Genomic DNA, 25,982 nt, shown 5'->3' with positions numbered 1-25,982 from the left:
CTCTAGGCAAGACACTCAACGACCTGCTCGTTCCTCAATCTGCGCTAACTAGACCGTGCCTTAGAACCTATTTTTTACGTAATATGACAATTTGGCCAATTCGCTCTCAGAGATTCCAAATCTTAGAATAAGCAAAGAATATATTATAGCAAAAATTAAAATATTATTGAAGAGTGAAAAGTACCCATCAATATTCGCTGTAATCTTAATAATTTTAGTAGTAGTGATGGCGATGCATCCAAGAACTGCTGGAACAAATAAAGAACGAAGGTAGACTGTTATGTCTACTCTTTTAAATATATAAGCTGAGAATATAATATTGGTCGCAAGGTATCCTGCTGTCGATGCGAATGCTGCACCGATAATCCCTAACGTAGGGATAAATAGTAAATTCAGGGTAATATTCAAAAAGGCACCAAAAATATTTCCTAATGCTATAACTCTCGTCTTCTGTTCCGCTATAAGCGCATATCCATTAAGGCCAAAAACTGTGTGGGAAAATATTCCGACGGATAATATGATGAGCGATTCGTTTCCATAATTATATGCCTGTGGATATAGGAGATCTATTATCTCAATCGAATTTGTGACTAATATTATAAATATTGGCAAAGATACAATAAATAATCCTCTACTATACTTTACATAGAGTGGAGACGGATCATTTCCATCTGAGTATACACTTGCATACCGTGGTAAAAAAACGAACCCTGCTGCGGTAATAAATACAAGCAATACCCTCGTAATCGTGAACATACCGTCATATATACCGGTGAGACGAGATCCTAGCAAGATGCCCAGTATGATGTTATCACTATTTATCATGAGTTCCCACGCAGCGTCTGAGATCATTAATGGAACCGAAAGAGCTAATATCCTTTTCGAATTATCCAAACTGGGTAAGTATTCTCTAACCTCCAGCTTCTGATTACTATAAAATGTACAAATCAATACACTGGCAATAGAAACATATATCATCCAGGCGAGCGCCGCGTCAGTGACTGAAAGCCTAAATACGAACAATATAACTAGAACCAAATATCCGCCACTGAGAAATAATATATTTTCGATGAAAGATGCTGTTATGGTTTTATTTTGACCTTGAAGTATTGATGTGATAATTCGGATTATATTTGCAAATGGTATAGAGAAACAAAATAAGATTATCACTGTTAGAGTTTCTCGATTCTGGAACTCAAAATAAATTGCTGGAACTGAAATAGTAAGGAAGACTGCCGACGAGACAACAGAAATATATAGTGAGTCTCGAAGAACCTCGCTAATTCCCATCTCACTTTGGGCAACAATTGATGTTATGGCCTTTTGGAGTCCAATCATGGATAGCATCGACCCAACGCTGAAAATAGAAAGAGAAACTGCTATCTGGCCATAATTATCTGGCGTTAAAAGATTGATCCCTACATATCTAACAAAAAAGCTCGAAGCTAATCCAATAGCTATCGATGCTGTTACCAGGATTGGTTTCAAAACAGTTGAGTCCTTAGCCATCGATAGAGCGGAGAATTGTGGCATTATAAATGGTTTTCGAAAGATACACGTAATCTTTATCCAGATGCCCTCTGGTCAATACACAACTACACATTATAGTTCGCAACTGGTTGAAAAGGGATGAACTCTTCTATGAGAGAGTTCGTAAACTGGTTGGAATACTGTGGAGGATTGTCTAAACAAGGTCTAGGGAACGTGTTCAGCAACTCCAGGCGATGATCAATGATTTGCCAATCATACCCCAAAACGGATACCGTCATGATAACCGCTTTGCATAGACAGCTATCTCGTTAATGGGGTCAGATATTTACGATAATTTGCTACTAGGAAAATGATTATATAAGCGAACTTCCAGTCACGATTGAACGACGACGAGCTCGCACGCCCCGGAGCTTGCAAGACTGTCAGGTCGCTGTTGTCAGTCTCCTAATTAAGCATGGGGACGCTGATGTTAGGGGGATGGATACTACGAGGGCCGCATTGGCCGTTGCGGCGCGCAGGGATTGTGTCGATGCGTGAATGATCCTTTTCGCCCTTCAATTCTCTCCGCTGTATTATGGTTTGGAGCTTAGCTGTAGACGAATGCTCAAGAACTTATCTCATAAACGAAGATTGGATTCGACTATTAGGGGCGATATCATTTCTATTCAATATTTAAATCAACCTCCTGCTGGTGGAGAGAACTACGACGAAACAGCTACGTGAAGGTAGGAAAGCGTGCTTGTCGTGAGCCATTCTTTGATTGGAGTCTGTAGGATTCCTGTATTGACAGGATAGCGGAAAGAGCACTTAGACATCCACACTGAAGACCCGCTAGCGATGACCGTAGTGGCAGCAGTGAATTCAAACTCTTCTATGGACCTTGTGTGCCCATCACCAACATCCACCCAACAATCACTTTTGCCGAAATTCGACATTCCCTGATAATAGCAATCATATAGTTGGACTGTAATTAGTGACTGTTGTGAGAATCGGATTGTTCACTAGTGGTGTTGATCGGCCTGATTCTGGACCAGGAATCTATCGCGAAAATTTAGCTAAAGCTATGATTGAGGCGAAGCGGCCGAGCGACGAATTGGTTTTCATACACTTTGAAGAAGATTCTTCTGATATCTATAATTTGGCAGAAGAAATTATCATCCCTAAAAATCAGGTAATATGTAACGCGATTAGCTCAATTGGGTCCGCACTTGGCCGAACGATAGAAAACCCTAATGAAATCAATTTAGCTGAGTGGTATATAAAGAAGAACCACGACTTCGACATCCTTCATCATCAGTTGCTCCCATTCTATCGACCATTTTTTCTACCTGACTCAACATTAGTGACAACAATTCATTTCGCTGTTCGGCCTCATATACACCCGGATAATTATAGCCGGTTCAAGAGAGCCCGGAATATGGCGGTCTACAAGTATATGACACAGATGTATGATGGTATAATAACTGTGTCCGAAAAATCTAAAGAACTTCATTCAGATATTTTCGATATAAATCCAAATAAGATATTTGTGACTCCTAATGCTCCTCCTCCGGGAATGAGTGAAAATCATGATTGGGATGTTCTTAGTAAACACAATATCAAACTTCCATACATATTCCATCTCAGTAATAAGAATGAATATAAGAATCCAAGAGGAATTGCACAGGGTTTCGAGAAGGCTGTACTAAAATATGGGATTCCGCATGATCTTGTAATTGGAGGCTCCGGATGGGACAAGTCCGACTTCACACAATACACCTCCAGTAAGGTTGATGACCGGATACATATGACTGGCTTCGTACCACGCTCTGAACTCTCTGTATTGTATACATGTGCAGATTTTTTCTTTTTACCATCTCTATCTGAAGCATTCCCATTCGTATTGGTAGAATCACTAAGTTGCAATACCCCTGTACTAACTACAGCCGGATATGGTATGACAGACATTGTGAGGTCTGGAGGTAAATACATACATAACGTTAGGGATGCTGAAAATATTGCTGATGAAATATATTCCATGCTGAATACCCGTTTTGATGACGCTCCATATAATGAAAGTACTCGATTTACTTGGAAGAAGACGGCGAATCAGACACTTAATGTATATCGTAAACTTTTAAACTATTCGAATGAATAGATGGTAAATCCGTTACTGGAATATATCTTATCAGTTTTCGTATTGCTAGCTATACCACTTTGATGTTTGTCATAAGGTTCAAAGAATCTCCAGCCTGGGGGCCCTTGACTAATCGGGACGTTATTATAATTATTATTTACAAGTATATAATCTGGCAAATCTTGGGTCACTGGCTTCCCAATAAGGCTGGCGTAAATCTCTTTAGTATATTTGATTTCTCTAAGTTGAGTAGGTTCTTGATAGCCATAGCCAATTCTCCGAGAAGAACCAGTCTCTTCTGCTAAGGTATACTTCAGGACTCCGTATGTGTAGTGATCCGTGGTAACTGTACTACCGTCCGACGTTGCAGCTGTTGTCCAGCCTGACGCTTCGACCGTCTGTCGCTGGTCCGGTAATTTATGCTGTGGATCCTGAATCTGCTGAGCGGTAAAAATACTCATAGACAGGAGAACTAAAACTAATACCAAGCCACGAACTGCTCTACGGATTCCCAACGCGTAGCCCGCGAGGATAATTGCAGGAAATACATATACGATATAACGAACTGCAAATCCATACCCAAGGAGACCGTACACGACAAAATCGACCGTAAATATACCGGCTAGGGGAAATAGGAATGTGGCTTTTGTGCAGAGTCTCTCATTGTCTGAGGATGATTTATGTAATAAATACAGGAGGATTGCTAAAGCTGCGACAGTTACAGATAGTACCCAAATGATCCGAAAGTAATATACTAAACTCGAAGATAGTGAGTTCACAACAAAACGAGAGGTTTGACTAGTCTCTGATCCGGTTATTAATGGTTCCAAATTTATGTCGAAAATGACCACTGTGAGGAATTGTTCATATAGCTTCGGGTTGTGAAAAAGAAATATTAATAGTAATAAAAATGGATAGGGAGTAAACTTATTAACTATTCTGCCCAAATTATTGGGCTGATTTTTCCCATTGAAAAAATTGACACACCTAATAATATATGATGGGACTACAATTGCAAAGGCTAATGCAAGAGCCCACATTTGCATTGGAGGGGACATTATTGCGAGAGAGATGTATAATAAGAAATTTAAAAATAGATATCTCTTCTGACGATAAATGTTGGCTGTCCATACTGTGGCTGCGAAAAACAAATAAATGCTAACGCCGATTGAATATATCCGAAAATGTGGGACTGGAGCAAACGCGTAGAAAAAGACAGCAATCGTTCCTGCTATTGTCATGCCAATATCGCGCCCCGACAATGTATAAAATATGTAAACCAGAGAAGAAATTCCAATCATTTGAACTATGGGTAAATAGTATATATCTAATATTGGAACTCCTAGAATAGAATTCAATGATGCAAAGAGAGTTGCCTGACCAGGAAGTGTTGGGAATCCGTGGATAACACTTTGGTCGCCAGCAATGTTTTGTGTTAATATTGCTAGGCGTTCAAATCCGAATCCACTTGCCACTTCTCTAGATCGCAGCGAAAGATACACAGTGAAAAGAGAAATTATTGTTGCAGATATCTTGGCCAGTATCGGTTGGTCCTGGATAAGGAGTTTACGCATTTTTCATAGCCCTCAACAATTCTGAAGTATATCTCTCAATACTATATTCATCCAACGAGTCTATGTTTATACAACCTGTTCGATTGATTATTTCGGAATCTAGCTTTGACGCCATCTTTTCGAGTGAACAAGTGTGTAGAAGTTCGGAATCCAGATTCGATAAAATACCCACCGGGGTCGAAACAACGGTCGTATTGAGGGATATCGCTTCAAATGCGACAGTCGGATAAGATTCTGTCTCAGATGTAATTATGAGTCCATCTGCTGCGGCAATATATTGTACAGCTTTCTTATGTTCACACCATCCCGCAATTCTTACTTGTTGTTGAATTCCTAATCGTTCAATCTCTTTCTCAACATTCTCCATATCTGGTCCATCTCCTACGATAATGAGCCGGTCTAGGTTACTACTGTCAAAAGCTCTAATAGCTTCTTGAGCTCTCTTGAGCGCAACTAGCCGGCCAACAAAAACAAGCACTCGATCTTCTGTTGGGATACCTAACTTCTCTCTAATATCATTCTTCGAATCTCCATCAATTGCAGCTAAGATGTCCTCCTTATTCACTGCTCCGTGAAGTATCCGTGCATCGACATCGTAACTTCTCAAAATATTTTTTACTTCGGTGGTTCTGCAAAACGATTCACTAGAGAGTAAGTATTTGAAATTTAATCTTTCGATTAAAACTTTAATCCTAGATATGTCCTCCTCACGATCTGAAGGCGTTCCTGCGACCAAGCTAATGTACTCAATGCCGCAAATCACTGAGGCAATCTTGGCAGGTGCATGAGTTGAGTGGGATTTGGAAAGTATTACATTCGGTCTATTCCGAAAACACCAGAATGGAACATACAAACATAAGATGACCATAAAGATAAATCTAGTAACTATTGAATACCATTCGAATCCCTGTAAATTCTCTGCGACCGCCCGAGCGGGCCGCAATATTTCAACCCCTTCCACTATCTCTTGCTGTGGCCGGTCTCCAACTTTACTCGTAATCACTGAAATCGATTCTCCGGACTCCTCTACTAGTTTTGAAAATCTCCAACGTACCTGAGCACCGCCATCTGTATTTGGATAATAATCTTCTGTTAGCAATAAAATGTGCATTTGTCGTATTTTCTTCTGTCTATAATTTACTTGTTTGGTTCTGGTCAATTTTGTATGGAAAAATGCGACACAGATTGGGCCATATTCATACTGGGTATTTTAATCAATTTGAAGTTTACCATTACCGTCTCAAGGTAATCAAATCAGCCCTTCTTCGAGCTTTGCAATCATGTTCCCAATACGATTGAGAACGAGTCCGATGAACAATCCGAGGGTTCCGATAACCGTCAGGAACCCGCTGACGAGCACTTTCGATGGATAGAACGCCCCCGAGGATTGGTAAGTGAGGATTGCGTCTATTCCGTAGAATGCTCCGATGCCGAGGAAGATTGCCCCAGGAACTCCGAAAAATAGGAGCGGATGCCGATCCCGTATCAGCATCAGCAGAAAGGTGACCACGGTAAGTCCGTGTCGGAGCGGGTTCTGCGTCTGCCCGTCGATTCCTTCGTACCGAACGTCGATGGACCGTTCCTCGATAGCCAGCCCCTTACTGGACGCCTCGCTGATCATCTCGGACTCGACGCCGAACGACTGTGAGTTGAGTTCGAGCTCTTCGACGGCCTTCGGGGAGAACGCACGGAAGCCACTCTGCGAGTCCGTGACGTTCGTTCGAGAGGACCCGATTGTCAGCATATCGAGTACCCGCTGTCCGAACCGGCGGTACCGAGGGGTCTCGTCTTCTCCAGATTCCTCCAAGTAGCGACTTCCAACTACCAGATCCGACTCTCCATCCGATACTGGGCTGACTACCTCCGGGATGTCTGAAGGAACGTGTTGCCCATCACCGTCGATGAGTACGAGCGCATCGAACGATTGCCCGGTAACGTGGTCGAACAAGGTCTGTACCGCAGCCCCTTTGCCGGCGTTCGCCTCGTGTTCGACGACCGTCGCTCCCGCCTCGCGTGCGACCGGAACGGTCTGATCGGTACTCCCATCATCGACAACGACGACCTCGCTAGCGTACTCGCTTGCCTGGAGAATCACACTCCCGATGCCGACCTCCTCGTTGTAGGCAGGAATGCCGACGATGATCTCCGGTCGGTTATCGTCGGCCTTCACATAGATTGCTTCGGCCGCGTAATCGGGCTCCCCCGAAAGGGCTGCTTCGCTGGAGGAGAAGTCGACCCGCTCGCGGAGATCTCGTTGGATGATCACTCCGGGATACCCATCGCTTCGAGCGAGCTTCGCGATTCGGTCGGGTGCATCCGACATCTCGTTGGACGGGACCTCTATAACCTGGCTCGCGAGCTGCTCTGCGAATCCGAGCATCTCGCCGTCGAGCGTCTCGGGGACTGCCACAAGGACATCGTATCCATGGTGTTGTGCGCGGAGGATGTCCTGCGTGAAGCGCTCCGAATCCTCGGCAGTTACCACGAGCCCGACTGCTGGCTGGTCCGTCGCGAGACTCGATGCTGTACCGATTACCGATTCGTCAGTATTGGCCATTTATATATGGATTGTAGTACATAGTGTTTCGGTCCCACCCATGGTTCCACCGTCGAAATCGGACCCTGTCACACCCGAACTCAGTGCTTCCAGCCTGTCTACCCCTGACATATCGTGTTGAACCCCAACTCGTCACACTTGTCTGTTGCAGCACGCCGCAGTGTGGTAGTACCCTCTTACTGAAATCGTATAAACATGCGGGTCAGGACAATCGCCCAGCGTCATCGGGACGTTGTCCGACTCACGTTGACCCACAGATGCACCTCCCGATACGCTCCATCCACACTCGGCTCCGACGGCACCTCACCCCTGTACAGCAGGTACGTCAGCCGCAGGTCTTCGCCCGCCATCGTCGGCTCGATGGAGTGGGGTTGAATCCACGTCTCGTTCTGCCCGAGCGTGGTCTCGAACGTCCGCATCCGCTCCTCCTCCAGCACCCGCGTCTCGTTGTAGACGGGTGTCACCGTCCCGTTCGCTGAACGCACCCGTGACTCGTTCGTCACGAACGTCACGTTCTGGAGCATGACCACCACGGAGTAGTTCACAGTCTCGTGCTCGTGATTCCCGATTCCCACCACCAGTTCCCGCGGTTCCCCATGGGTGAACTCCGTCGGATAGTCATCCGCAACTAGGTCGCCCGTCTCGTTCTGAGTCAACAGATACAACTCGGAGAACGACTCGCCCTGCTTGGGCACCGCAACCGCGTACCCTACACTCGACACCGCGAGCAGGATGCTCAACACCAGCACCACGTTCAGCGCCGCGTCTGCACGCGAATCCGGCTCGAACATCTCCTCACGACCCCCAGCGATCCACGACCGATACGGCACCGAAAACCGCTCTTCCTGGGGTAACTCCCAGCGCCGTACCGCGCCCAAGGCCACGGCCACGAGCGTGAACCCGCTCACCGCGACCATGATCGGCGTCAGGCGAATTCCCCACGGCGTGAAGTTCAGCACCAGCCCGATCAACGGGACGATGGCGATACTCAACCCGAACGAGAGCGCGACCCGTTCGATGCCGTCGATGCCACCGTCACGCGACGCCTCGACCGCCTCCGGGTCCTCCAACTCCTCATCGACGGGGCCCTCCCCGGCCTCGGGAAACAGGGCCGCGACGAACGCGTATCCGGGCACGAACAGCACGAACGGCAGGCCCAGAACGATCCGCAGCGGTGTCTCCCGGACGACGGGCGCGAACACCGCGACGACCGTCAGCAGGACCAGCAGCGTGACGGCCGCCAGATCTGCCGGCAGCCGCCGAACCGGCGCTGGGAGCAGCAGCCACGGGTCGGGCCGGTCACTCATCTATCGGGGCGAGGCAACCGAGGACCAAAAGCCGGTCGGTCGCACGTTCCCACGGACGTGTCCGGATGTGCGACACCCGAGCGATTCTCGTCGTTTATCGTTGTGACACCCGATACATTTGCCCGGCACAGGTCAGTCATCTGCCCGGGCTGCGTCCACACTGGTGTCGCTGCCGTCCCCGAGCGCGTTCCGCACGGTCTCGACGATGGACGCAGCCTCGTCCTCATCGGGCGTCTGCCCGGCGAAGCTCACACGCTCGAACGCCTCAGTCACGTCACGCAGTGCCTCGAGTTGCCGCTCCGACAGACCGGCCTCGCTGGCCCGACGATAGAACTCCCAGTGCGTGACCGAGGACTGCTCCGGGACGGGCAGTCCACGCCGGACGGCCGCGTAGCCCGACAGCACCGCACGGGCGTAGGCGCCGTCGCCGAGTGCCTCCTGTACCGCCTCCACGCCAGGACCCCGTTCAACATCGCCTTCCGTCCCACCATCGTCGGCACCTCCAGCAGAGGACTCCGCAGCGACCACCGACTCGCTCGCCTCGTCCCCGCGCCGACGGAGGAAGAGGAACGCACCAGCGACGAACAGGAGCCCTAGCACCACGCCACCGGCCACCACCGCTGGGTTGGCTTCAACGAAACCAACCACCTGGTCGAATACGCCGCCGGATGATGCCGTTGCTCCGCGCTGCAGGGTGAGTTGCTGTCGGACGCGAGTACTCTCGAGATTCGTCCCGGCGCCGTCGAACGTGACGACGACTCCCACGTCCCCGGTGCCGGTCGCCGGGAACGACGCGTTCGGCACCGTCACCGTCTTGCGGTAGTGGCCGGTCGCGTTCGTCTCGAGTGTCGTCACGAGTCGTCCATCGACACGAACCCCGAGATCCTGTGCGGGCACGCCCTGGCCGTCGGCACGCAGCCGCCCGACCACCCGAATCGTGCGCGCCCCGGCACTCGTCTGGACGGCCCGTGCATCGAGAGCCGCCTCGGTCGGAGCGACCCGAACGTCGCGACTGATCGACCCGACGATTACAGCACGGCCCCGCGTCGCCCCCGCGACCGTCAGGGTTCGGTTCCCCGGGGTGATGCCGGCCGGCAGACGTGACCGCAGCACCGCATCGCCCGTCCCGTTGGTCTCGGCCCCTGCGAGTGTCTGCCCGTCGACACGCAGCGCAAGCGGCACGCGCTGCAGGGCGATAGACTCGCCTTCGCCACCCGTGACACGCGCCACGGCACGTATCTCGTCGCGATACCGGAGTGTCTCGGGTGTCTCACCGACTGCAAGCTGGGCACGAATCTGCTCGATCGTGGTGTCGACGGTTCCATTCGCCGGAAGGTACACCGATGCAAGCGGTGGCTGGTACCGAAGCGATAGCGTTCGCTCACCGGGTGGGATGGTCGTCGGGCGATAGGTCAGTCGGTACGCCCCGGATTCGTTGACTGCCACCCGTGTTCGGTCGATGAGGCGCGCCCCGCGTCCGGGTCCGGTTGCCAACACGACGGTCCCGTTCGGAACCGCCGTCCCGTTGGCCGTCTGTACCCTTCCTGTTACGACGAGCGGGTCCCTGGCGGAGACGTTCCCCTGGCCTACTCGCGAGACGGTCATCGCCGTGGGGACGAACACGTCAACGACCACGGTCTCGGTCGTGTTCGTCACGTTCGCGGTCACGGCCTGCGTGTTCTGCTCGACGGCCGCGAGCGAGATGCCGGTCCGGTTCCCGACGTCGTTCGCTGACCGGGAGACGTTCGTCCCGGTCCGCTGGATACCCTCCCGTAACTCGAGCAGTTCCCGGGCCAGCCGTCGCACCCGCGTCGTGTTGCCGTTCCGTCGCGCCTCACGGTACTCGCGGTAGGTCTGCTGGAACTGCTGGGTCTCGTTGGCCAGCTCGCGCGTCTCGCGCTGCAGCTCGCGGTAATCCTCTGCGGACTGCGTGCCGTCCTCGGTCCCGCCAGCGTCCCGCCCGGTCACATCGACGTACTTCGAGAGCGCGTCGCTGTAGCTCCCGTTCATCTCGTCGCAGGCGTCGTAGTTCCCGATGCGGATTCCCTCCGAACAGTCGACCGTGATCTCCCCCATCCGCCCGGCGAGCTGGCCGCGGATCGCGGCAAGATTCCCTGCCTCGTCGGTGGCATCCGGGTCACGATGCCGTACCGCCGTCGTGTTGTTCTCCGCCTGTAGCGTCCCGACAGTCGAGCCAAGGACAGCCTCGTCGCCACCGGCATGGTCTACAGTACTCGCTCCGGCCGCGCTGATGGGTGTGACGAGTCCCGCGACCACGAGGCAGACTGCCAGCACGAGGACGACACGACGGCGCACGTTCACCCCGACCGAGACTCCAGAGGCTCAAAGAGGCTCCGTCTCGGCATCCACGCGACGCCCCAGAGGGAAGCTTTCAACCTGCCCACCCCCTACCACCACAATATGCACGCCACGCGCCGTGCCTGGGCGGTCGCCGCGACCGCGCTCGTGTTGGTCGCACTCGCGGTGGCCTTCGAGCGGCCGCTCCTGCTGTTCGGTGCGGCCACTGTCGGCGCGTGGCTCCTCGCTCACCAGTACCTCTTCACCCACCACGTCGCTGCGCTCGACGACCGGCTCACCGTCGACCAGTCACTTGCCCCCGGTCGGGTCGCGACCGACGACCCCGCGACCATCACCCTCTCGGTCGACGCGCCCGACGGAAGCCCGCTCGATGTCTGTATCGATGGCCGACGCCCCGTCGCGGACCGCGCGGTCGACGAAGCCGACACGACCCTGACGCTCGGCCGTGGCGAGACGGCCGCCAGCACGACATTCGGCGTTACCGTCCCCGTCGCCGGACGACATGCCGTCCCGCAGCCGACCCTCCACCTCTCGGATGGCCGTGGCCTCTTCCACGAGACCATCGAGCGTGGTCCGGAGCCCCGACTCACGGTCGAGCCTCGTGCCCCCCGGAACGTCCACGTCGGCGCAGGCGGCGAGTCCGTCGCGGCCGCGTACGGCGAGCACGACGCCGGCCGCCTCGGGTCCGGGCTCGAACCCGCCGAGGTCCGCAAGTACGTCGCCGGCGACGAGGCGAAACGCATCGACTGGAAGGCGACCGCCCGGCTGAACGAGCCCCACATCCGCGAGTTCGAGGCCGAGACCGACCGGACGACCGTCCTCCTGCTCGACCACCGCGCGGGGACGGGCCTCGGCCGCGAGGGCCAGCGCGTGCTGGACTACCTCCGCGAGGTCGCCATCGTCTATCTCGAGAGCGCACGCGACCTGAACGACCCGCTGGGCTGCTACGCCGTCGGCGATGAGGGCCTGACGGTGGCCGAGTCACCGAACGCTGACCTGGAGGCCTACACGACCATCCGCGAGCTCCTGACGGGCCTCGAACCGACCGCGGCGGCGGCCGACGCCACGAGCGATACGTCGCGACGCGAGGCCCGGACGCCGGCCACGGCACGGCGTGACTCCGTGGCACTCGCTGATGAGGAGACCCCGTTCGCGACGACGCTCCGGCCGTTCCTCGAGGCGACCGACCCGTACGTCGAACGCGTCGAGACGAACCCGCTGTTCGCGACCGCTCGGAGTCGGCTCACCCGCCTCCGCGGGTCGACCTGGACCGTCACCCTCACCGACGATAGCGACCGCGCCGAACTCCGCGAGGCCGTCAAGGTCGCACGACGCGGCGACGACCACGTCGTCGTCTTCCTCGCGCCGCGCGTGCTGTACGAACCGGACGCGATGGCGGATCTGGAGTCGGCGTACGACCGCTACCTCGACTTCGAGGAGTTCCGCCGGAACCTCGCCGCGCTCGACCGCGTCGAGGCGTTCGAGGTCGCACCGGGCGACCGCGTCGGCGCGCTCCTGGGCCAGCAGCGGCGGCGGGGGCGTGCCTCGGGGCAAGCGACTGGTACCCGGGGCGAGTCCGCTCACGGGATGCCGGCTACACGCGAATCGGGCGGAACACCCACGGCAGGGGACACGGGTGAGGGGCGATGAGCCCCGAAACTTCTTCGTCTCGAGACGCGAGTCGGGTGTCGCTGTTCGGCCCTGCGTTCGTGGTGATCATCTACCTGCTCGCTGTCGGCATCGTTCCGGGAGCGATTCCGCTCCCGGTGTTCGGCGTGCTCGCGGTGGTCTCGCTCGTCATCTGCGCGCTCTCGTTCGCCGGGACGGGTAGTGCCCTCCGGACGACGCTCGCGTGCTGGGTGCTGGCGCTCGGCCTCTTCGGCGTCGTGGAGCTGGCCCGGCGCGGGACCGAGAGTCTCTGGCTCGTCGCGCTGACGCTGGTCGTCGTCGGTGGGTTCGTCGGCTACGGGCTGCATCGGTACGAGCGGGTCCGACTTGGGCTGGTGTCAGACGAACCGTAAGGCCGCAATGGCAAACAAATATTTCTGACGGAAAGATATTTTACGCACAAGTCCCAGGATTCGGTATGGGCGCAGAGGTCAACGACCACGATAGAGAGGGAAATACCGTTGCTAAAGCCGGCGAGGACTGGAAAGAGTCGACGACGGCGCTGGAGCGAGTCCAGCAGGTGGTCGAGCAGACGCGGACGCCGAAGACAGCCGGTGAGATTGCCGACGAGGCACTCGTGAGTGAGCCGACAGCCCGGAAGCACCTCCGGTCGCTGGTCGAGGTTGGAACGGCGGCCACGACCGAGGATCAGAACGCAACGCGGTATGCTCGGAACGAGGATACCATGCTCTACCAACGGATTCGCGAACTGTCGGCAGAACACAGCCGCGATGAGCTGATTGCGAGCATCCGAGAGATGAAAGAGCGGATCGGGGCCCTCGAAACCGAATACGACGCTGCGTCTCCGGAGGAACTCGCCAGCTCTCTTGGTGGGGACGCGCCGCCAGGGGCGTGGGAGGCCGTCTCCGAGTGGCAGACCACGGAGCGGAATCTCCACATCGCCCAGGCTGCTATCAACTACGGACGAGCACGCGACCTGGGCGCGGCCAGCCAGTAGGCCCCGATGACGGACGAGTTCTCCGGCTCTGTCGGGCCCGTCGACTATCCGGTTCTCCGCCAGATCCGCGACCTACTGCTCGAAGAGGAACCCCTGGTCGACTCAGTCGGCTTCGACGACCCGGTCAATCCGACCGAACTCGTTGTCGAATTCACAACGGGGTTAGACACGCCCGGTCGATTCGAGATCACCTGGTGGGCCAGCGGTGCGTACCGGTTCCACTACACCGAATCGTCTGGATTCGACTTCCGATTCGACAATCACCCGAAAGACAGTGCGCCGGACGCCCATTTCCACCCACCGCCGGATGCGGGCCGCGCTCAGCCCTCGTTCCTGACAGGGGTTGTGCAGCCACAGATAGTGACGCGAGCGATTCTCAGTCGCTGGCGCCGCGCGATAGTCGACGATAGCGGACTCGAGACACTCAACCTGGATGGTGATGGTGCAGATACGTGAGGGACATACGTGTCCAGGTCACCGGCTCGTGGTGGCTTCTCGGACGTGTGTGAGCGTCGTCTACTATGCCGAGAAAGAGCGATTCCGGAGAAGCCATGAGTCAGGAGGCGGAGACGGGAGACGAACACGGAATGTCGGGTGCGCTGGACGAGGACGAGCGCGGGGACGGGGACGCCGACAGCAGCGACTCCGATGAGTCCCCAGCAGCACAGGACGCCCAACCCGACCGCGCCACGCTCGCCGCACAACTCGACCTGCTGCAGGAGGAGAACCGCCGACTCCGCGAGGAGTATGCCCGCGCCCGACAGCAGCACTACCGTCGAACGGCGCTCGGTCTCGCGCTCGTCGGCGCCGTCGCGGCCGGTGCGGGTGTCCTCTTCCCGGGCGCTCGAACCGTCCTGTTCGCACTCGGCGCGACGGGCCTGTTCGGCGCACTCCTCACCTACTACCTGACGCCCGAACGCTTCATCTCCGCCAGCGTCGGCGAGGCCGTCTACAGCACGCTCGCCACCAACAGCAGTGCCCTCCTCGCCGACCTCGGCCTCGCCGACCCGGTCTACGTCCCCCGCGGGGCGAGCGACGATGTCCGCCTGTTCGTCTCCCAAGCGGACGCGGACGACGAGACGGCCCTGCCGGACGACACGGACCTCGAACCTGGATTTGTCATCACCGACGGGACGCGTGGGCTCGCGCTCGCCCCGACGGGCGACGCCCTGTTCGACGAGTTCGAGCGCTCGCTGACGGGCCCGCTGGCCGACGCGCCCAGCGCGCTGGCCGAGCAACTCGCCGACGGCCTCGTCGAGCAGTTCGAACTCGTCGACGGGACCGACGTGGACGCGAGCCACGAGCGCGTCACGGTCGGCATCTCCGGGTCCGCGTATGGCGACGTGGGACGCTTCGACCACCCCGTCGCCTCGTTCCTCGCGGCCGGCTTCGCCCGTGGCTTCGAGGTGGCGACGACGGCCGAGGTCACGGAGGCCGACGGCCGGGCGGACGTGGCCGTGACGGTGCGGCCTGTCAGAGCGGACGAGGAGTTCGAACGGGTGGACGGAGGTCAAGAAGTCGCCGACGAGTAAGCAAAAGAGGGGCCCAGAGTCGATTCGACCGCTCTCGTTCTTCCGGCAGGTCAGTTGTACAATAGTCATGTCGGTAGGACTATTTGATAGACTTTCGATATTCCGAGCAATATGCGCCGAAGACGGCTCCTGAGCGGCGTATCGAGCGCATTTGCGATGACAGTTGCTGGATGTTCATCGGATGGCACCACTGATGAACAGCCAGAGGAGGACACCGATTCACCCGAGGTTACGGATACAGACACGGATGTTTCCGAAGAAACACCGACCCGAACCGTACAGCCAGCGGGCGAACCGGAATTCGAAATCGTTTCGCTGAACCACCCGCAAGAGATCGAGATCGGCGAGATGTTTACGGTCGAGATGACGGTAGAGAACGTGGGAAATGGCCCGGGTGCCTTCGAGTCGCAGGTATCTGTTCTGCATCCGACAGCAGGGTGGGTCAAGTCCGGAGATGCCGAAGTTGAGGAAATCGAATCCGGCGAAACTGGGACGTGGGTATCAAACGAGGTTACACTGGAAACCACAGGTGAATACCGATTCCGGATCGATGAACTCGAAGAGGAGTTCATTATTGAAGCCGTTCCTCCAGTAATCCAACTCGAATACACCATCTCCGCCGGGAAAATGCCTGAAGAGCTTCCGGAGGATATTCGCAAACGTCGTTCCGATGGTGGCCAACGAGAGGAGGGGTACAAGTGGGTGATTGTGGAGTTCGATGTGATCGAGGGCGCGCTGAACATGCAGGACATCTGGTTCCGAAGCAGGGTCGAGACCAGTACCAGATTCTACGATCTCGACCACGCTACCGGGGACCTCGTCGATGGCGTTCAATCCAGAGGTGACATCAAGCAAGGGGGTTCGGGAATCGCCCTCTATCAGATTCCGGCGGACACCGATACCTACGCGTGGAACCTAGAGCAAACGCAGCAGAACATCGAAGCCAACCTGCGGTAATAACCGTTCCGTCAAGCGGTTCTGTTGGAAACCTCAGTATCCGACTCGCACCACCTGGCCAGCATGTTCCCTGATAGATTTTCTTCAGTCGAGGAATCGATGAGGGAACGGACACTGACTATCGTGAGGAGGACGTTTGTTTCGGTGAGGGTTGAAGTCGGCCGAGAAACTATTCAGATACGATGGCGACCCAGCAGTACCGAATCGTCTCCGCCGAAGATTCGGATATCCACGGCGAGCCCCACATCGAGGGGAGTCGTATCACCGTCCGAGATGTCCACGTACGTGTCGAACAGCGCGGGCTCGCCCCCGAACGGGTTGCGGAGCGGTACGATCTGGATATCGTTGATATCAACGAGGCACTCGCCTACTATCACCGGAACCCCGAGGAGATGCGGCGTGTCGAGGAGCGCCACGAGCGAGCTGCTGCCGAAGCAAAAGATCGGTCCACCTTCACCGATTAGCGCGGCGGAAGCCCACGGTTTCAACCGTGGGAGGATGTCAAGACAGAAGCGCCTCTAGGTCCTCGAGGTCGAACAGCATCCAGGTGTCGTCAAGATCGCCCTCTAGCCCATCGACGAACCCACTCTTCGAGAACAGCGCGAACTGTTCCGTGCGAGAGGCGGGCCCCCACTGGACCTCCGCGGCTTTTGACCGGAGATCATCGACCAGTCCTCTCCCGACCGGCTCACTCGTCCACTTGCACTCCGCGAGGAGGATTCGGTCGTCGTCCGGGGCAAGTCCGACGATGTCGATCTCCTCCTCGCCGTACCACCAGGGGCCGACCTCCGAGTAGGGGGCGACGGTCCCACGACGGACGGCCTCCCAGACGGCCTCTCGACAGACGGTCTCGAACGTATCCGAGACGTGGTCCGGGAGACTCGGCTCGATTGTCCCCTCGAAGACGACATCCGGAGCCTCCTCGATGCTCGACCGGTTGGGCTCCACGTATCGGAACCAGAACCGGAGGAACTGGTCGGCCACGCGGTATCGCGACCGCTTCGACTTCTGCTTCGAGGCGGTCACCGGAACCTTGCGGTCGATGAGCCGAAGCCGTCGGAGCGTCTGCAGGTACTTCGAGAGCGGGCCCGAATCGATACCCGTGGCTCCCGCGATCTTGTTGGGTGTGGTATGACCCGTGGCCACGGCTTCGAGGATGCTCATGTACCGAGCAGGGTTCCGTAACTCCGTCCGCAACAGGAACTCCGGCTCCGAGTGAAGCACCGCTGTCGGGGAGAGTATCTTCGACCGGATGTTCTCGGCAAGCGAGAGCCCGAAATCGAAGCGCAGGAGATACATCGGGGTTCCACCGCTGACTGCATACGATCGAATCGCCTCCGGAAATTCGTACGAAATCGCTTCGAGGGCCTGGCTAAAGGAGAACGGCCCGAGGTCGATCTGCCCGGTTCGACGACCGTAGAGCGGACTCTCGTGGCCGAGCACCTCGGACTCCATCGTACTCACGCCCGATCCACACAGGACGACCATCGACTCGGTGTCTGCCAGTTCCTCGTCGACGAACGACTGGAGGTACGACGGGAGCGAGTCGTTCTCCGCGACGAGGTACGGGAACTCGTCGATGACGACGACGGTGGGCTCCTCGGAGAGCTTCTCGCTCAAGTAGCCCAGCGCCTCGTCCCAGCCGTCGATGCGAGGCACGCGGTCGTCGAAGTGCGATGCGATCTGCTCGACGAACTTCTCTCGCTGTCGCGTCTCTGCCTCCTGGGCCGCGAGGAAGTACACGTGCGGCCGGTCCGCGCAGAACTGCTTGAGCAACTCCGTTTTGCCGACGCGGCGGCGCCCATAGACCACGAACAGGTCGTGCCCGCCCGACACGAACGCGGACTCCAGCGCCGCGAGTTCGTCCTCGCGGTCGTAGAAGGTCATTATCTGGATTATGATTACTGCGATAATGACTAATCGTTTGCGGCGAGCAGTCTGGGCTGACACGTGCTTCGAACCGAATCCGGAGATGCTCCCCTCACCCGGAATTCATAGAGGTGTGGGTCCTACGCAACGGTGAGATGACTGGGGAGGAGACAACGGTCGAGTTCACACCAGCGCTTATCGCAGCTGTCGTCCGCCGCGAGGAGGACGAGGACATTGAAGTCTACATCGAGCGCCATGGTCTCGACGGACTTGCCGTCGCACTCGAGTACGCCTACGAGTACATCGACGGCACTGTCAATCATCGGATTGCAGCCCGGGAACTCGACCTCTCACCGCTTGAGGCCGAGATCATCCTCCAGGCGCTGGAGCCAGTTGCGACCCAGTACGACAACGCGGTTGCATAACCACGCCGGTGGCTGGCGCTTGCTCCCATGTTCCCGGCGCTGGCCACTAGCGTCGTCCTAGAAGCCTCCCCTAATCTCGCGATGCCAGACACCTCCGTGAGTGGTTCAGTTCTCCCCGGGGGGCGTCCCACCGTCCCCGACCGCCTCCTCAGCCTCATCAGCTTCCTCCAGCATCCCCTCTGCACTCGGCGGCGCCACCGACCCGACCACGTCCTGCACCACCTCGCGAGCGGTCACGTCGCTCAACTCGGCGTCCGTACTCAGGACGAGCCGATGCGCGAGGATGGGCTCGGCCAGCGCCTTCACGTCGTCGGGGATGACGTACTCGCGACCCTCGATGGCGGCCTGCGCCTTGCCGGCGTTGAGGAAGGCCAGCGTGGCCCGCGGTGAGGCGCCGTGGGCGGTGTCCGGGCTGTCACGCGTCGCTGCAACGAGGTCGAGAATGTACTCCTTGACCGGCCGGGCGACGTGGATATCGGTCACGGTGTCGCGAGCCTCCTGTAGCCCCTCGGGGTCGACGACCTGCTCGACATCGTCCGGGCCGAGCCCAGGGTCGCTGTCGAATCGGTCGAGAATCGTCGACTCCGTCTCGCGGTCGGGCAAGTCGACGGTCAGCTTGAACTGGAAGCGATCACGTTGCGCCTCTGGTAACTCGAAGGTCCCCTCGAACTCTATTGGATTCTGTGTTGCAACGACGAAAAAAGGGTCGGGGAGCGAGTGAGTGTTGCCTTCGATGGTGACGGTACGCTCCTGCATCGCCTCCAACAGCGCGGACTGTGTCTTCGGCGTGGCACGGTTGATCTCGTCGGCCACCACCACGTTCGCGAAGACGGGTCCCTTCTGGACCTGGAAGTCGCCGATGTTCTCGCGGTAGACGTTCGTGCCCGTCACGTCGGCGGGCAGCACGTCCGGCGTCATCTGGATGCGGTTGTAGTCGAGGCCGGTCGCCCGGGCCATGAGGTTCGCCATCGTCGTCTTCGCGACGCCGGGGACGCCTTCGAGCAGGACGTGACCGCGCGTCAGCAACGCGATGGTCAGCCGGTCGACGGTGTCCTCGTTGCCGATGAGCACCTTGCTCACTTCCTCGCGGACCGACGCGGCCACCGACGCGGGGTCAGTCATCTGCGCCACCTTCGCCGCGTTCCGTTGAAATCCCTTGTGCAATCCGCCGGATTCGCGACTCCTCCCACTCGGGGTGTCGCTCGCGGAGGTACGCCACGAGGTCGGCCTCCGTCACGGGCGCGGCGTCGGCGGAGCGGCCGTCCCCGCGGACACGCCCCAGGAGCCCCCCGAACCGACCGAACCAGCCAGCGCCCCACGCGCCGACGAGACCGACCGCGAGACAGCCGACGAGTGTCTGCAGTAGCGGCGTGTTGCGGACGGTGACCACCGCGAGGGTGAGTGGCGGCAGGTCGGCGGTGTGGGAGAAATCGAGCAGCAGACGCTCCTCGCTCCCGAGCAGGTTCCGGGCGAACCGTCGGTTTCCGGACCGCTCCAGCATCGTGTTGATGAACAGGCTGGGGTCCGAGACGACCACGACGCGTCCCTGCCCGGCACGCTCGACGGTCGCGACCGGGCGCGAGGCCAGCCGCTCGCTATCGTCGAGTTCGCCGTTGTCGTTGGTGTCCAGATAGGCGAATCCGGACGAGCGGACGAGGACGGTCGTGTTGTCGTCGCCCGGTTCGACGACGCTCGCGTAGTTGAGTGTCAGCCGATCGACGCCCCGCGTGAGTGTCTCGTTGGCGGTCACGTTCCGCGCGAGGGGCATCGCGGGCGAACGGTAGTTGAACCGCTCGTCACGCAGGAGCGTGCCGTTGACGCGGGCAGATGCGCCGACGGCGGCGAGGAGCTCGTTCCCACCGGTCCCGACGTCCTCGGCGACGACGAGCGTGCCGCCACGGTCGAGGAAGGCACGGATTCTGGCGGCCTCCCGGTCGGTGTAGCCCCGGTCCGGGGCGAGGACGACCGCGACCGAATCCGGGCCCGCGCTCCGGTAGCCGGTCGTATTCTGGATGACCGTCGTCTCGGTACCGGTCTCGTCGGCCACGGCTCGGAGCTCCGAAGTGCCCTCCCAACCCGGGTTGTAGAGTCCGAAGGCGGCCGAGGAGGTGCTCGCGGCGACGACGAGGCCCAGCAGTGTCGCAGCCACCAGCGCGACCAGAAGCACTCGTGGCACGTCCCACTCGATGCCCAGCAGTTCCCGTGGCACTCAGCCGAACACCCCGGGCGGCAGGATAGCGAGGATGCGCCGGACGACGATGTAGCCGAAGACGACGAGGCCGAGGCCGATGAGCCACTTCAGCCGTGAGCGCCACTGCGGCGTCACATTGAACGGCGCGGTCAACTCGACGACGACGAGGAAGCCGATGAGCGAGACGACGAAGAACAGCTCGTACGAGAGCGAACCAAGCAGCGACAGGGCCAGCACCGTCGCCAGCATCCACGCCAGCTGCGCGTGGACGAACCGCTGTCGCCGTCGGGTCGCCATTGTCGATGTGTTCGGGGGAGGGCGTTAGAATGTGTCGGGATACCGGGGCAAGCGAACGACCTATCCACGTGCCCGCGATACATCCGTCCGAATGTGGCCCTGGGCCCACGCCGCACTTGGCTACCTCGCGTACACGCTGTACCTGCGCGGCCGTTTCGACACGCGACCGGTCGGCCTGCCGGTCGTCGCACTCGGGCTCGGCACCCAGCTCCCGGACATCATCGACAAGACGCTGGCGTGGTACGTCGGCGTCCTTCCGTACGGCCGGTCGCTGGCCCACTCGCTGCTGACGGGGACGCTCATCATGCTCGCCGTCGTCGCGGTGTTCCGCGCTCGGGGCGCCGACCGCTCGGCGACGGCGTTCACCATCGGCTACGTCTCGCATTTCGTGGGTGACGCGTTCGGCTCGCTCGTCTCGCTGAGTTTCGGTGATCTCGGGTTCCTGGTGTGGCCGCTGGTCCCGCCGCCGGCGACCGAGACGGTCGGCCTGTTCGCACACCTCCGGGATATCGAGGGCTCACCGCTGTTCCTGTTCGGCCTCGGGCTGACGGCGGTCGGCCTCGTGCTCTGGTATCGACACGGCCTTCCGGGGCTCCGGGAACTGGCCAGCCTTGCCATGCGTCGGTCGGAATCGGACCGCTCGCGAACCGACTGACGGCCGTCACAGGCGGCTTCGACGAGCCCCCTAGGGCACCCTCAGCGATCGCGGTTCTCGGCCCAGGCGAGCGTCGGGTGCCCGTCGGTCGTCTTCCAGACCGAATCGAACGAGAGGCCCGAGAGCGCATCGCGTGCTGCCTCCCCGGTCGGGTTCTCGACCGGCGTGATGGTCCAGGCGGAGCGGTTCGCGGGTGAGTCGGCGATGCCCTCGAGCGAATCGGTCCGCTCGCCAACGGCCTGGTCGACATCGTACCGGCCGGCGTTCCAGTACGACGCCTCCACGCTGCCGCGGAGCGACTGCCCGGCGATGGCGCCGACGGCGGGCACCCTGTTCCCGACCTCCAGTCGGCCGTTCGCGTACGAGCGAACGATGCGGCCCTCGCGATGCGTGCCGACGAGTCCCCCGACGCCCTTGTACGTCGCCCGGACCGTTCCCGTGGCGTACGTGTCCGCGATTGTGCCGCGATAGTGCTCCCCGACCAACCCACCGACATTACTCGCCCCGCTGACGGTGCCCGTCGCGAAGGATTCCGTGATGCGACCGGCGTTCCCTCCGGCCAGCCCGCCAAGCTCGGAGGGGCTGTTGTAGAACGCGCCGGTGACGTTTCCGGTCGCGGCCGACCGGGTGATGCGGCCGTAGTTGAACGCCGTGAGACCGCCGCCATCGACGCCCTTCACGTCGACATCGGCGGTCGTCAGCGCGATGGTCGCGTCGGTCGGGAGGTTCCCACGGTTGCCGAGGCCATCGCCGTTGATGGCCACGACACCGCCGATGGCGTCGCCGCTCTCGACGCCGCCATCGACACCGCTGACCGACCCCGAGATGGTGACGTTCCTGATGGTTCCCCGGTTCTCGGCGGCCAGGACGCCGACGTAGCTCTTCCCGACGACATCGGCGTCGGTGATGCGGAGGTCCAGGACCGTCCCACCCATGATGTCGAACAGTCCGACGTACTTGCGGTTCTGGTGGCGGAGTGTCAGCCCGGAGATGGCGTGCCCGTTCCCGTCGAGCGTTCCGGTGAACGGCGCCCCGGCGAGTCGGTCACCGACCGGGTCGAACCCGCGGCGTCCGGTGGCGTCGATGTCCGCGACGAGTTCGTAGTTCGCGCTCAGGTCCGCGCGGATGCAGTTGAGCTGCGTCACGTTCGCGATCTCGTACGGGTTCTCCGCGCTGCCGCTCCCGCCGGCGAAGGTGGGGTCGACGCAGTCGACACGGACCCCTCGCGTTCGGATCGGCTCGTCCATCCGCTTCCCGACGGTCGCCCAGTCGTCGAACGACGACCCGTTGCCGGTGTAGCCGTAGTAGTCCGGCGGCGAGTTGTAGTTCATCATGCTGGGGTACTGCTCGAACGGGACCGTCGTCGAGTCGATGCCACGGTAGACGCCACTCAGGCCGAGCGAGTGCCCGAGTTCGTGCATGAACGTGGTGCCCATCCGTGTGTCATCGACCGACCCGGAGACGTGGAACAGCCCGGTTCCGGGGGTGGCCGCTCCGTCTACCGTCTCTCGTTCCTCCGTCGCGGCGAGTCCACTCTGGTCCACCAGAATCGCGTAGTGGTAGCCCTCTCGAGCGTGGTCGAAGTACTCGGACTCGATCTCGTCGGACCCGCGATCGTCCAGCACCTGCCGGTACGGCACCTGCTCGCCACGCTGGAGATGCAGCGTGATGCCGGTCGTGCCGTCCGGGTTCTCGACGGGCGCGTTCGCGAACTTCTCGACGATGAGCGAGCGCTCCTCGGCCGGGAGGGCGTAGTCCCGCATGTAGTCGATCTCGACGAACACGTCCTTGCGGAGCGGGTCGGCACCCGGATAGCGGTCGGTCCGGACCACCTCGTGTGCATCCGAGAGTCCGTCGCCGTCGGTGTCGGCAGCCGTGGGGTCCGTCCCGAGCGCCAGTTCGCGGGCGTCGTTCAGCCCGTCGTCGTCGGTGTCCCAGCGAACCGGACTGCTCGACCCGTTGGCCACCTCCCGTCCGTCGTCGAGCGTATCGCGGTCGGTGTCTGCCCGCGTCGGATCGGTTCCGTACTCGCGGACTTCGGGCCCGTCCTCCAGCCCGTCGCCGTCGGTGTCGGGGACCGTCGCGTTCGTCCCGAGTCGGAGCTCGTGGGCGTCGTTCAGTCCGTCGCCATCCGTATCGGCCCGCTCGGGGTCGAGACCGAGTGACTGTTCCCGGTCGTCGACCACGCCGTCCCCATCCGAGTCGGGCGGCGGCGTCGGTGTGCCCGTCGGCGTCGGCGTCCCAGTCGTCGTCGATTCTGGCTGTATCGTGGGTGTCGGCGTTCCGGCCGGGGACGGATCCGTATCAGCCCCTCCCGGGGCGAGCCCGGAACACCCCGACAGAACCACCAGTACCGCAACCACCCCTATCGTGACCGTGTCGTTCACGTCGTGCGGTTGCTATCGCGGCCGGGATATACGCCTGTCCCTTCCCGTGAGTGAAAGAACAGGCTATCGAACTTGGCCTCGGCACGTAATTCCAGGGCCCGACGTGCTACGGAACAGACGTCCGAATCCTCCACGGTCGATTATTGCACTGGACGAACCCGCAGGAGGAAGAATCCCTCGAGATGAGTATCAGTATGATTCGACAGCTACGCCCCCGAACGTCTCGAAGTCGTCGACGTTCTCCGTGACGACGGCCGCATCGAGATCCCGGGCGACGGCCGCAATCAGCAGATCTCCCAGTACTGCATTTACCCGGTCCTGATTCGGAGATTCGGTTCGACGGAGGACTGCCTCCAGCTCACCAGCAACGAACGCGTGGTCGATATCGAACGGAACGACAGTCAGCCAGTCGAACGTCGCGAGGATTTCTTGCCGGTCGAACGCACCCTGCAACTGCCGTCCGACAGCGATCTCCTTGAGATTGAGCGTCGTCGTCAGGAATTCCGCTTCCTCCTCGTGAGCCTCCAGATACCGTTCGGCCCGTGGGTCGCCACCCCAGTAGTGGATCAGGAACGTGGTATCAAGAACTCTCCTCGTCATCAGACTCCACCTCCCGCAACGCCGTCACGGCTCTCGATTGTCGGTCTGCCAGTCCTGCTCCGAGTCCTTCGCGGGATTCTTTCGCGAACTGTTCGAGATCAGTAGCTTCGTCTGAGGGGAGTGTTCCGAATCCCTCTCGCCAGTCAGCGGTTGATTCGTCGAGAAGTCGATTCACCAGGTCCGTGAAGCTCTCGTCATCCCGTTTCCGGGCTTTCAACCGCTCGTACGCGTCTTCGCGAAGCCCGATTGTTTTCGTTCCCATGCATATGTGTTTGTGTACACAAACACAAGTACTCTTCCCCGGGCGGTATCCTGGCAGAGGCGGGAAATAGTGGCGACGGTATCTGTCGTCGGTCAATCCGAACCAGTCGATGCTGGCACATCTTCGAGTACTTCCCCGTCCCGTAGCGTCACGACCCGCTCGAACCGCTCGCCCAGCGCTCGGTCGTGACTCACGACCACGAGCGCCGTCTCGCGGGTCGCCTCGTCGAGCAGGTCCAGCACCCGCTCTTCGGTGTCGGGGTCGAGTTGCCCGGTCGGCTCGTCGGCGAGCACCACAGCGGGCCGATTCGCCAGCGCCCGCGCGATGGCGACACGTTGCTTCTCCCCGCCCGAGAGCGACGCCGGGTACTGGTCGGCGAGGTCGACGATGTCCAGCCGCTCGAACAGTTCGTCCAGCCATTCGCCGTCCCGGTCGCCGCCGTGTTCCTGCGGAAGCGCGGCGTTCTCGCGGGCCGTCAGGTCTGGGACGAGCTGGAAGTCCTGGAAGACGATGCCGACGTGGTCGCGCCGCAACGCCGCCCGCTTGCGCTCCGGGAGCGAGGCGGCGTCGGTCCCGCTGACCAGTATCCGCCCTTCGTTGGGTGGTTCCAGCAGCCCGAGGACGCGGAACAGCGTGCTCTTGCCGGCGCCGCTCGGCCCGCGGATGAGGATGCGGGCCTGTGGCGGCACGGCCAGGGAGACGTCCGTGAGAACGCGTGTTCCTCCCCGGTCGACCGAGACGCCGGCCGCGGCCAGGACCGGCTCCGCGGTGTCGGTCGCGTCGGTCGATCCCTGCCTCTCCGTTGCCATGCCTCCCC

General features: G+C 59.1%; 23 protein-coding genes and 1 pseudogene. 10 read left to right on the top strand and 14 right to left on the bottom strand.

The features are described from left to right. Window positions 1-60 precede the first annotated feature (60 nt). A complete protein-coding gene (locus P2T62_RS15605) occupies window positions 61-1,509 on the bottom strand; it encodes an oligosaccharide flippase family protein (protein ID WP_276257996.1) in 1,449 nt (482 codons plus the stop codon). Window positions 1,510-2,554: 1,045 nt separating this feature from the next. Here P2T62_RS15605 and P2T62_RS15600 point away from each other — a divergent pair. Continuing rightward, window positions 2,555-3,628, top strand: a complete 1,074-nt coding sequence (locus P2T62_RS15600) for a glycosyltransferase (RefSeq protein ID WP_276257995.1) — start codon at window positions 2,555-2,557, stop codon at window positions 3,626-3,628. On the opposite strand, the gene P2T62_RS15595 is transcribed toward P2T62_RS15600, so the two are convergent. From P2T62_RS15595 to P2T62_RS15575, 5 genes are all read right to left on the bottom strand, one after another. Next, the gene (locus P2T62_RS15595; protein ID WP_276257994.1) at window positions 3,613-5,181 is read right to left on the bottom strand and encodes a hypothetical protein; all 1,569 of its coding nucleotides are present in this window, start codon (window positions 5,179-5,181) and stop codon (window positions 3,613-3,615) included. The two genes, P2T62_RS15600 and P2T62_RS15595, sit on opposite strands and share 16 nt — an antisense overlap. After that, a complete protein-coding gene (locus P2T62_RS15590; protein ID WP_276257993.1) occupies window positions 5,174-5,944 on the bottom strand; it encodes a glycosyltransferase in 771 nt (256 codons plus the stop codon). Before P2T62_RS15590 ends, P2T62_RS15595 begins: the two co-directional genes overlap by 8 nt. A 486-nt stretch (window positions 5,945-6,430) precedes the next feature. Next, the gene (locus P2T62_RS15585) at window positions 6,431-7,738 is read right to left on the bottom strand and encodes a glycosyltransferase family 2 protein (RefSeq protein ID WP_276257992.1); all 1,308 of its coding nucleotides are present in this window, start codon (window positions 7,736-7,738) and stop codon (window positions 6,431-6,433) included. 221 nt (window positions 7,739-7,959) lie between these two features. Beyond that, window positions 7,960-9,045: a DUF1616 domain-containing protein gene (locus P2T62_RS15580; protein WP_276257991.1), complete on the bottom strand. Its 1,086-nt coding sequence runs from the start codon at window positions 9,043-9,045 to the stop codon at window positions 7,960-7,962. A gap of 132 nt (window positions 9,046-9,177) precedes the next feature. Continuing rightward, window positions 9,178-11,361 (bottom strand): DUF4129 domain-containing protein, encoded by a 2,184-nt coding sequence (locus P2T62_RS15575; RefSeq protein WP_276257990.1) that lies wholly within the window; start codon window positions 11,359-11,361, stop codon window positions 9,178-9,180. Between the two features lie 105 nt (window positions 11,362-11,466). Between P2T62_RS15575 and P2T62_RS15570 the strand changes: the two genes are divergently transcribed. The 7 genes from P2T62_RS15570 to P2T62_RS15540 all read left to right on the top strand — a co-directional run bounded on the left by P2T62_RS15570 (window position 11,467) and on the right by P2T62_RS15540 (window position 16,943). Continuing rightward, window positions 11,467-13,014 carry a DUF58 domain-containing protein gene (locus P2T62_RS15570; RefSeq protein ID WP_276257989.1) on the top strand — a complete coding sequence of 516 codons (1,548 nt, stop codon included), beginning with the start codon at window positions 11,467-11,469 and terminating at the stop codon, window positions 13,012-13,014. Between the two features lie 35 nt (window positions 13,015-13,049). Beyond that, entirely contained in the window at window positions 13,050-13,385 is a 336-nt protein-coding gene (locus P2T62_RS15565; protein WP_276257988.1) for a DUF8163 family membrane protein, read from the top strand. A gap of 65 nt (window positions 13,386-13,450) precedes the next feature. Continuing rightward, window positions 13,451-13,990 (top strand): winged helix-turn-helix domain-containing protein, encoded by a 540-nt coding sequence (locus P2T62_RS15560; RefSeq protein ID WP_276257987.1) that lies wholly within the window; start codon window positions 13,451-13,453, stop codon window positions 13,988-13,990. Window positions 13,991-13,996: 6 nt separating this feature from the next. Beyond that, window positions 13,997-14,446, top strand: a complete 450-nt coding sequence (locus tag P2T62_RS15555; protein ID WP_276257986.1) for a toxin-antitoxin system TumE family protein — start codon at window positions 13,997-13,999, stop codon at window positions 14,444-14,446. Between the two features lie 95 nt (window positions 14,447-14,541). Beyond that, window positions 14,542-15,522 (top strand): DUF7982 domain-containing protein, encoded by a 981-nt coding sequence (locus P2T62_RS15550; RefSeq protein WP_276257985.1) that lies wholly within the window; start codon window positions 14,542-14,544, stop codon window positions 15,520-15,522. Between the two features lie 156 nt (window positions 15,523-15,678). Next, entirely contained in the window at window positions 15,679-16,479 is an 801-nt protein-coding gene (locus P2T62_RS15545; RefSeq protein ID WP_276257984.1) for a COG1361 family protein, read from the top strand. A 182-nt stretch (window positions 16,480-16,661) separates the two neighbouring features. Beyond that, window positions 16,662-16,943 carry a DUF433 domain-containing protein gene (locus tag P2T62_RS15540; RefSeq protein WP_276257983.1) on the top strand — a complete coding sequence of 94 codons (282 nt, stop codon included), beginning with the start codon at window positions 16,662-16,664 and terminating at the stop codon, window positions 16,941-16,943. A gap of 37 nt (window positions 16,944-16,980) precedes the next feature. On the opposite strand, the gene P2T62_RS15535 is transcribed toward P2T62_RS15540, so the two are convergent. After that, the gene (locus P2T62_RS15535; RefSeq protein ID WP_276257982.1) at window positions 16,981-18,366 is read right to left on the bottom strand and encodes an ATP-binding protein; all 1,386 of its coding nucleotides are present in this window, start codon (window positions 18,364-18,366) and stop codon (window positions 16,981-16,983) included. Between the two features lie 161 nt (window positions 18,367-18,527). Here P2T62_RS15535 and P2T62_RS15530 point away from each other — a divergent pair. Continuing rightward, a pseudogene (locus P2T62_RS15530) lies at window positions 18,528-18,773 on the top strand (DUF7437 domain-containing protein); the annotation flags it as partial. A 105-nt stretch (window positions 18,774-18,878) separates the two neighbouring features. On the opposite strand, the gene P2T62_RS15525 reads toward P2T62_RS15530, so the two are convergent. The 3 genes from P2T62_RS15525 to P2T62_RS15515 are packed head-to-tail and all read right to left on the bottom strand — an operon-like array spanning window position 18,879 to window position 21,261. Beyond that, the gene (locus P2T62_RS15525) at window positions 18,879-19,895 is read right to left on the bottom strand and encodes an AAA family ATPase (protein ID WP_276257980.1); all 1,017 of its coding nucleotides are present in this window, start codon (window positions 19,893-19,895) and stop codon (window positions 18,879-18,881) included. Then, complete coding sequence (locus P2T62_RS15520; protein ID WP_276257979.1) at window positions 19,888-20,982, bottom strand: DUF4350 domain-containing protein; 1,095 nt, start codon at window positions 20,980-20,982, stop codon at window positions 19,888-19,890. The genes P2T62_RS15525 and P2T62_RS15520 overlap by 8 nt, the downstream gene beginning before the upstream one ends. Beyond that, on the bottom strand, window positions 20,983-21,261 hold the full coding sequence (locus tag P2T62_RS15515) for a DUF8044 family membrane protein (protein WP_276257978.1): 279 nt from the start codon (window positions 21,259-21,261) through the stop codon (window positions 20,983-20,985). A 91-nt stretch (window positions 21,262-21,352) separates the two neighbouring features. Between P2T62_RS15515 and P2T62_RS15510 the strand changes: the two genes are divergently transcribed. Next, on the top strand, window positions 21,353-21,916 hold the full coding sequence (locus P2T62_RS15510; RefSeq protein ID WP_276257977.1) for a metal-dependent hydrolase: 564 nt from the start codon (window positions 21,353-21,355) through the stop codon (window positions 21,914-21,916). 41 nt (window positions 21,917-21,957) lie between these two features. On the opposite strand, the gene P2T62_RS15505 is transcribed toward P2T62_RS15510, so the two are convergent. The 4 genes from P2T62_RS15505 to P2T62_RS15490 form a co-directional block, all read right to left on the bottom strand. Continuing rightward, window positions 21,958-24,102, bottom strand: coding sequence for a GLUG motif-containing protein (locus P2T62_RS15505; RefSeq protein ID WP_276257976.1), 2,145 nt, complete (start codon window positions 24,100-24,102; stop codon window positions 21,958-21,960). Between the two features lie 390 nt (window positions 24,103-24,492). Next, window positions 24,493-24,903 (bottom strand): type II toxin-antitoxin system VapC family toxin, encoded by a 411-nt coding sequence (locus P2T62_RS15500; RefSeq protein ID WP_276257975.1) that lies wholly within the window; start codon window positions 24,901-24,903, stop codon window positions 24,493-24,495. Further along, the gene (locus tag P2T62_RS15495; RefSeq protein WP_276257974.1) at window positions 24,884-25,165 is read right to left on the bottom strand and encodes an antitoxin VapB family protein; all 282 of its coding nucleotides are present in this window, start codon (window positions 25,163-25,165) and stop codon (window positions 24,884-24,886) included. The genes P2T62_RS15500 and P2T62_RS15495 overlap by 20 nt, the downstream gene beginning before the upstream one ends. A gap of 92 nt (window positions 25,166-25,257) precedes the next feature. Then, a complete protein-coding gene (locus P2T62_RS15490) occupies window positions 25,258-25,974 on the bottom strand; it encodes an ABC transporter ATP-binding protein (protein ID WP_276257973.1) in 717 nt (238 codons plus the stop codon). Window positions 25,975-25,982 lie beyond the last annotated feature (8 nt).

The sequence above is a fragment of the Haloglomus litoreum genome, from assembly GCF_029338515.1.
Lineage (GTDB): Archaea > Halobacteriota > Halobacteria > Halobacteriales > Haloarculaceae > Haloglomus > Haloglomus litoreum.
The sequence above is the reverse complement of the archived record's forward strand: the minus strand, read 5'-3'. Positions and strand labels throughout refer to the sequence as shown.

Coding starts and splice junctions, on each gene's coding strand:
- P2T62_RS15605 (WP_276257996.1), bottom strand. CDS start 1,509: ATGGCTAAGGACTCAACTGTTTTGAAACCAATCCTGGTAACAGCATCG.
- P2T62_RS15600 (WP_276257995.1), top strand. CDS start 2,555: ATGATTGAGGCGAAGCGGCCGAGCGACGAATTGGTTTTCATACACTTT.
- P2T62_RS15595 (WP_276257994.1), bottom strand. CDS start 5,181: ATGCGTAAACTCCTTATCCAGGACCAACCGATACTGGCCAAGATATCT.
- P2T62_RS15585 (WP_276257992.1), bottom strand. CDS start 7,738: ATGGCCAATACTGACGAATCGGTAATCGGTACAGCATCGAGTCTCGCG.
- P2T62_RS15580 (WP_276257991.1), bottom strand. CDS start 9,045: ATGAGTGACCGGCCCGACCCGTGGCTGCTGCTCCCAGCGCCGGTTCGG.
- P2T62_RS15570 (WP_276257989.1), top strand. CDS start 11,467: ATGCACGCCACGCGCCGTGCCTGGGCGGTCGCCGCGACCGCGCTCGTG.
- P2T62_RS15560 (WP_276257987.1), top strand. CDS start 13,451: ATGGGCGCAGAGGTCAACGACCACGATAGAGAGGGAAATACCGTTGCT.
- P2T62_RS15555 (WP_276257986.1), top strand. CDS start 13,997: ATGACGGACGAGTTCTCCGGCTCTGTCGGGCCCGTCGACTATCCGGTT.
- P2T62_RS15550 (WP_276257985.1), top strand. CDS start 14,542: ATGAGTCAGGAGGCGGAGACGGGAGACGAACACGGAATGTCGGGTGCG.
- P2T62_RS15545 (WP_276257984.1), top strand. CDS start 15,679: ATGACAGTTGCTGGATGTTCATCGGATGGCACCACTGATGAACAGCCA.
- P2T62_RS15540 (WP_276257983.1), top strand. CDS start 16,662: ATGGCGACCCAGCAGTACCGAATCGTCTCCGCCGAAGATTCGGATATC.
- P2T62_RS15535 (WP_276257982.1), bottom strand. CDS start 18,366: ATGACCTTCTACGACCGCGAGGACGAACTCGCGGCGCTGGAGTCCGCG.
- P2T62_RS15525 (WP_276257980.1), bottom strand. CDS start 19,895: ATGACTGACCCCGCGTCGGTGGCCGCGTCGGTCCGCGAGGAAGTGAGC.
- P2T62_RS15515 (WP_276257978.1), bottom strand. CDS start 21,261: ATGGCGACCCGACGGCGACAGCGGTTCGTCCACGCGCAGCTGGCGTGG.
- P2T62_RS15510 (WP_276257977.1), top strand. CDS start 21,353: ATGTGGCCCTGGGCCCACGCCGCACTTGGCTACCTCGCGTACACGCTG.
- P2T62_RS15500 (WP_276257975.1), bottom strand. CDS start 24,903: ATGACGAGGAGAGTTCTTGATACCACGTTCCTGATCCACTACTGGGGT.
- P2T62_RS15495 (WP_276257974.1), bottom strand. CDS start 25,165: ATGGGAACGAAAACAATCGGGCTTCGCGAAGACGCGTACGAGCGGTTG.
- P2T62_RS15490 (WP_276257973.1), bottom strand. CDS start 25,974: ATGGCAACGGAGAGGCAGGGATCGACCGACGCGACCGACACCGCGGAG.